The following is a 6,160-nucleotide window of genomic DNA, read 5'->3' on the forward strand; positions in this document are numbered from 1 at the left end:
CACTCCTTCACTCCCGCGGCGGCCGCCACCGCGCTGACACGACGGCGCTACTTTCCCACAAAACTACCCAACAGGGTGACAGCGGCGTTCTCGACGGGCAGCCGGGGTACCGGTTCGCCCGCACTGGGGTCGGCCGTCGTGGTCGCCACCCGGACCGGGCCACCGTGCGCGACCAGCACGAGGTCACGCCCGTCGTAGCGGGACAGTACGCGGTGCGTCCGCTCGTAGAGGTCGAGGATGCTTTCCCCGCCTTCGGGATGGCGGCGTGGTTCCCGCCACAGTCCGTCGATCACGTCCTGCACGGTGCCCTCGCCGAGCGGGTCGGAGAACCGCCTGCCCTCGAGGAACCCGAGGTCCTGCTCGCGCAGCCCGGGATCCGTGAAGACGTCGAGCCCGAGCTCGGCGGCGATGATCGCGGCCGTCTCCCTGGCCCGGCTCAGGTCGCTGCTGATGATCGCTTCGGCCCCGCAACCGGCCAATGCCCCGGCGGCGCGGGCCGCCTGCTCGCGGCCTTTCGCGGTGAGCGGCCCGGCCTCGGGGGACTGGCCCTGCACGCGGCCGGCCAGGTTCCACTCGCTTTCGCCGTGCCGCACCAGACGCAGCGCCATCAGAACTGCAGCCGCGGGTCGTCGTAGTTCTTGAACTCCAGCACGTTGTTCGACGGGTCGACCAGCGCGATGGTGCGGTGCTGTTCGGCGGTGCCCTCGAAGCGCAGCGCCGGGCCGGCCAGCACTTTCAGCTTGCGGTGCTCCACCAGCCGCAGCAGCCGGTCGAAGTCCTCGGCGCGGGCGAAGCTCACCCCGAAATGCCGCGGGTACATCACGGCTTCGTCGGGGATGTCCTCGGACAGGTGGCAGACGAGCTGGTCGCCGAAGAAGTCGAAGGTGACCCGGTCGTCGTAGCGGCGGGCCATCTTCGCGCCGATCCCGAAGACGTAGTAGTCGACCGCCTCGTCGAGGTCCCGCGCGGGGATCGCGATGTGGCAGGCGTCGTGCATGTCGCGCACTTGTGTTGCTCCTTTGTGGACGGTCAGGCCACGGAAACGGTCCGTGACCGGGGGAAGTCGGCGGGCGCGAACTGGAGGAGGGTGTCGCCGCGCAGCCCTTGGCGCAGCGTCTCCACGCCCAGCACGTCGGCCGCCGCGATGTTGCCGAGGTTGACCTCGGGCCCGATCTCGCGGATCAGCTCCACCTGCAGGTCCTTGGTCGGTGCCTCGAACAGCAGCCGGGACGGGTCCACGGCCGCCAGCACGGCGGCCAGCACGTCGTCGCGCAGGTGCCCGTCGGGCCTGGCCATCCCGCTACGGCCGCTCTCGCGGGTTTCGGTGATCACCAGCGACGCTCCGGCCGCGAGGTCCTGCTCGATCGCGCCGACCCAGTCGGCCGGGGTCAGCAGCGCGGAGCGCTCGGCGTCCTTGTAGCCGACCTCGGACAGCACCGGGCGGTGCGCCGCCATCCGCCGGACGTAACCGGCTTTGGCTTCCTGGTCCAGCGGGATGGTCCCGTTCGACACCTCGATGTGCGTGGCGCCGGTGCGCTCGACGAGCGCGAGGTAGTCGTCGAGCCTGCCGCCCCAGAGGTACCGCTCGAACAGCGTCCCGCCGAAGTAGAACCCGATACCGGCTTCGCGCAGCACGGCGATCTTGCGGTCGAGGTCGCGGGTCACCAGGGCGGTGCCCCAGCCGAACTTGACCAGTTCCACGTACTCGCCGTGGCTGGCGACCACGTCGGTGAACAGGCCCGTCGGCAGGCCGGGGTCGATCATCATCGTGGTGCGGCTCATCGGGCTCCTCCTGAGTTCACGAGCGCGAGTTCCTCGCGGCTCTCGGCGGTTGCGGTGCGGCGGACGGGGCGGGCCCACGCCCGGCCGGACAGCGCGAGACTGAAGGGGGTGTGCCGGGCGGCCGCGGTGACCAGGCCCGACGCGAGGTACAGCACCGGCAGCAGCACGAGCACCAGCACGGTCAGCACGAGCGCGTTCGGCACGGTCTGGGCGTAGTCGACCAGGCCGGCCCAGGTGAGCACGAGCAGCGTGCCCTGCAACAGCAGCGGGTGCACGAGGTAGATGCCGAAAGAGGCGTCCGAACCGCCGCGGATGAGCTTTTCGCCCGGCCGCCCGCGCTCGGCCCACAGCAGGCCCGCGGCCAGGAACGCCCACACGACACCGAAACTCTCCACCACGACCACCGGCTCGAAGACGATGCTGGCGGCCAGCGGGTCGAGGCCCTGCACGTACACCTGCAGCAGATACACCCCGATGCCGAGCCCGATCGCGGCCGCGCAGGCGCCGAACGCGACGCCCACGTGCGCCCTCGTCCACGCGACCAGCCGCTCGCGGTGCCAGGCCGCGATGCCGCCCGCGAGGATGTAGCCGAGGTAGCTGGGTAGCAGCGCGTCCGGCGCGTGCACCCAGCCTGCCAGCGGTCCGAAGGCCCAGTTCCGTTGCACCGCAAGGGAGAACAGCAGCTGGAAGCAGACGCCGAAGCCGAGCAGCAGGCCGTGGTGCTTCTGGGTGGCTTTGAGGAAAGCGCGCAGGAGCGGGTAGATCAGATAGATCTGCATCGACACGAGCAGGAAGTACAGGTGGTAGCGCGCGGTGCCGGTGAGCAGCTGCTGCACGAAGTTCTCACCGAGGTACGGCCCGCCGTTGGCGAAGAAGTACAGCACCGTCCACGTCACGTACGGCACGACGACGAACAGGTAGCGCCGCCGCCAGAACTTCGGCCACCGCATCTTCTTGCCCTTCGTGCTGTAGGTGAGCACGAACGCGGTCAGCACGAAGAACACCTCGCGGCTGACGTGGAAGACGATGATCAGCGCGCCGATTCCCGCGGTGGGCGCCACCGGGGCGAGCGCGAGCACGTGCATGCCGATCACCAGGCCGACGGTCAGGACGCGGACCAGGTCGACGTAGTACAGGTGTTCGCGGCCACCGCTCACTGCGTGCCCGCCAGCTCGGCCCGCAGCGCCCGCCGCAGGACCTTGCCGGTGGGACCGAGCGGGCAGGTGTTCGCGGCCACCGCTCACTGCGTGCTCGCCAGCTCGGCCCGCAGCGCCCGCCGCAGGACCTTGCCGGTGGGACCGAGCGGCAGCGCGTCGGTCACCTCGATCACGGTCGGCCGCTTGTACCGGGTGAGCCGTTCGGCGCACCAGCTGGCGAGTGACTCGGCCAATCGGCCGGAGTCGGACCGGGCGCTGGTCACGAACGCGACCGGCACCTGGCCGAGCCGCTCGTGCGGCGCGCCGACCACCGCGACCGCGGCCACCCCGGGGTGCGCGAGCAGGACGTTTTCCACTTCCTGCGGGTAGATCTTCTCGCCGCCGCGGTTGATCACGTCGTCGGCGCGCCCGGCCAGGGTCAGGAACCCGGCGTCGTCGAGACGTCCAACGTCCCCTGTGCGCAGCCACCCTTCCGTGGTGCGGGCGGGCCGGGTGCGTTCCGGGCGTTCGCCGTCGAGTTCCAGGTACTGATCGACGATCTGCGGGCCGCGCAACAGGACTTCGCCCTCTTCACCGGGCGCGACGGGGGTGCCGTCCGGCCTGCCGACGATGAGCTCCAGCTCGACTGGCAGACCCACTGAGCCACTCCGCCGCTGTGCCGCGTCGAGCGGGTTCGCGGTGATCTGCCCGGCGGCTTCGGACATCCCGTACGTTTCGAGCACACCGACGCCGGTGTGCTCGGCGAAAGCGCGAGCTGTCTCAGGGGGCAGTGGCGCGGAAGCCGAGCGGGCGAAGCGGATCCGCTCGATCACGTGCGCCGGCGGCGGGGGCTGCTTGGCCAGCGAAGCCAGGATCGCGGGGACGGCGTTGAGCCACGTGGCGGAGTGTTCCTCGACCCTGGCCCAGTATTCGGCTGCCTCGAACCGCCGGTCGATCACCAGCGAACCGCCGCCGGCCACGGTCGCCAGCAGGCCCATCACCTGCGCGTTGACGTGGAACAGCGGCAGCGGGGTGTACCCGCGCTCGCCGGGGCCGAAGCCGTGGTGCCGCGCGACCCGCCCGGCGGCGTGCATCAGCTGCCACTCGGTGAGCGGGATTCCCTTGGGGCGCCCCGTGGTTCCGGAGCTGGTGAGCAGGACGGCGGGGCGTAGCGCGGCGGCGTCGCTCGGGCGCGAGGCGGTGGTCGCGGACCAGATCAGGCGCGGACCGGTGAGGTCCACCGAGAAGATGTCGAGTTCCGGCCGGATGACCGGCTCCGCGTGATCGGTCGCGAGCACGTCCACGCGCAGCCTGGTGAGCACCTCCGACAGCTCCGTGGCGGTCAGCCGCGGGTCGATCGGCGCGACGGTCAGCCCGGCCGAAAGACAGCCGAGGTACGCGGCGGTGAAGACGAGCGGATCGGCGATCACGAGCCCCACGCGGCTCACGGGGCGGACGTCCTGCCAGCCCGCGGCGTGCGCGGCGACTTCGCGCCAGTTCAGTGCCCTGCCGTCGGCACCCGAGCGGTAGGCGGGCGAGTCCGGTTGCTCGCGCGCCCGGGTGGACAGTAAACGGGACACAATCGCCATAAAGCCCTCCACACGCTTTTCACCGAACCGTGACCTAGTTTGGCCACGTTTCCTAGGAGTGCGCTGGCAGGCTCATGAGAGACACCTGAGAAGACCGCGGTTAACACGGCTTTGCGCACCCCAAGGGCACACTGTGAGCATGAAATTTTCGCGCCGACGGCGCAGGAGAGCCGCAACCGGACAATGGGTCCGGCTCATTCTGTGCGCCGGGGCGCTGGTCACCTTAGCGGCCTGCTCGGCGACGGTCGCCGTCACGCCCGCCAGCTCCGCGGCGCATGCCGTCCCCGCCCAATCCGCGGTGGTCAAAGGCGTTTCGACGGTGCAGCGTGACCTCACGGTGGACGGGACGAAACGCTCGTACCTCGCGGTGCGCGCGAGTTCGAAACGAACCGGTCTCCCGTTGCTCGTCGTTTTGCACGGGCGCGGTATCACGGCAAGGCAGGAATCGGCACGAACCGGATTTCTCGCCTATGCGCAGCGCGGGCTCGCGAACGTGGTGTATCCGATGGGAATCGGGCAGTCGTGGAATGCCGAGCACGGTTGCTGTGGATTGGCTGTGAAAGAGGGCGCGCACGACACGGCATTCGTCACCTCCGTCGTGGGCGACGCCACCCGCTATTTCGGCGCCGATTCACGGCGGGTGTACCTCGTCGGCTACAGCAACGGCGGGCGGCTCGCGTTCACCGAGGTGTGCGAGCACCCGGGCCTCTTCGCGGCGATGGCCACCTACGGCAGCGTGCCCTCGGTGACCTGTCCCGGCAGGAAACCGATCTCGGCGCTGATCTCCTCGGGTACGGACGATCCGATCGTGCGGTCGGTGCACTCCTCGCCCAGTTCCGCCGCCGCGGTGGAATCCGCGGTGACGCAATGGCGCACGCAGAGCCAGTGCACCGCGTCGAACACCACCGGAACCGGGCCGCTGAAGCTCACGACGTGGACAGGCTGCGCCGGGGGAACCGAAGTGGCGCAAGGGATCTACCAGGGCCTGACACATTATTGGCCCGTGGCCACCAAGACCTCGGCCCCCTACACCACCCCAGTCGGCCCCCAAGCCGCCGCCGCGACGGTCATGTGGAACTTCCTCTCCCGCCACACCCTGTAGCGGGTCGACGTCTCACGTAGGACGTCCGGCGAGTGGATCTCTGCTCCGCTCGAGGCCTCGCGTTCAGGGCTATCCAACGTAGGACGTCCCCTCTCTGGCGGGCTTCTGTTTGAACGGAGTTCCCGCTACCCGCCGGACCTGCCGCTACACGCCGGACCTCCCGCTACCGGCCCAACCTCCCGCAACCTCCGCCTACCGTCCGGGCCTCTCGCTGCCCGGCAAGCCTCCAACCAACGTAGGACGTCCGCGCCTGCCGGACCTCCCGCGACTCGCGGGACTGTTGGCAATCCGCGGGGGAGCCCTCACCACCCGGGGTTTCTCGCTGCCCGCCGGAGTTCTCGCTGCCCGCCGGACTCCCGCTAGCGGCAGATCTCCGCTCAACGGGTGGCCTTTTCTACTTCGAAGAAGCCCGCTACCGCCGGGCCTCCTCCCGCTCGCCGGACCTCCCGCTGCCGGCACAACCTCCCGCTACCGGCGCAACCTCCGGCTACCGTCCGGGCCCCGCCACCCGGCAGGCCTCCGTCCAACGTAGGACCTGTCTCTTATACACA

6 protein-coding genes are annotated in these 6,160 nt (G+C 70.0%); 1 reads left to right on the top strand and 5 read right to left on the bottom strand.

The genetic code is table 11. From position 1 onward, the window contains the following. Positions 1 to 47 precede the first annotated feature (47 nt). The 5 genes from FPZ12_RS39580 to FPZ12_RS39600 form a co-directional block, all read right to left on the bottom strand. Positions 48 to 608 carry a histidine phosphatase family protein gene (locus FPZ12_RS39580; protein WP_144756134.1) on the bottom strand — a complete coding sequence of 187 codons (561 nt, stop codon included), beginning with the start codon at positions 606 to 608 and terminating at the stop codon, positions 48 to 50. Then, a complete protein-coding gene (locus FPZ12_RS39585; RefSeq protein WP_243770266.1) occupies positions 608 to 997 on the bottom strand; it encodes a VOC family protein in 390 nt (129 codons plus the stop codon). Before FPZ12_RS39585 ends, FPZ12_RS39580 begins: the two co-directional genes overlap by 1 nt. A 32-nt stretch (positions 998 to 1,029) precedes the next feature. Continuing rightward, a complete protein-coding gene (locus FPZ12_RS39590; RefSeq protein ID WP_144756140.1) occupies positions 1,030 to 1,782 on the bottom strand; it encodes a phosphosulfolactate synthase in 753 nt (250 codons plus the stop codon). Continuing rightward, entirely contained in the window at positions 1,779 to 2,939 is a 1,161-nt protein-coding gene (locus FPZ12_RS39595) for an acyltransferase (protein ID WP_166463060.1), read from the bottom strand. The genes FPZ12_RS39590 and FPZ12_RS39595 overlap by 4 nt, the downstream gene beginning before the upstream one ends. 83 nt (positions 2,940 to 3,022) lie before the next feature. Then, positions 3,023 to 4,507, bottom strand: coding sequence for a class I adenylate-forming enzyme family protein (locus FPZ12_RS39600; RefSeq protein WP_144756146.1), 1,485 nt, complete (start codon positions 4,505 to 4,507; stop codon positions 3,023 to 3,025). A 319-nt stretch (positions 4,508 to 4,826) separates the two neighbouring features. Between FPZ12_RS39600 and FPZ12_RS39605 the strand changes: the two genes are divergently transcribed. After that, entirely contained in the window at positions 4,827 to 5,609 is a 783-nt protein-coding gene (locus FPZ12_RS39605) for a CE1 family esterase (RefSeq protein ID WP_166463061.1), read from the top strand. The last annotated feature ends 551 nt before the right edge of the window (positions 5,610 to 6,160 follow it).

This window comes from Amycolatopsis acidicola, assembly GCF_007713735.2.
GTDB lineage: Bacteria > Actinomycetota > Actinomycetes > Mycobacteriales > Pseudonocardiaceae > Amycolatopsis_E > Amycolatopsis_E acidicola.

Bases quoted from the DNA above. Each gene is read 5' to 3' on its own strand.
- FPZ12_RS39580 (WP_144756134.1), bottom strand. From the start codon at position 608: ATGGCGCTGCGTCTGGTGCGGCACGGCGAAAGCGAGTGGAACCTGGCC.
- FPZ12_RS39600 (WP_144756146.1), bottom strand. From the start codon at position 4,507: ATGGCGATTGTGTCCCGTTTACTGTCCACCCGGGCGCGCGAGCAACCG.
- FPZ12_RS39585 (WP_243770266.1), bottom strand. From the start codon at position 997: ATGCACGACGCCTGCCACATCGCGATCCCCGCGCGGGACCTCGACGAG.
- FPZ12_RS39590 (WP_144756140.1), bottom strand. From the start codon at position 1,782: ATGAGCCGCACCACGATGATGATCGACCCCGGCCTGCCGACGGGCCTG.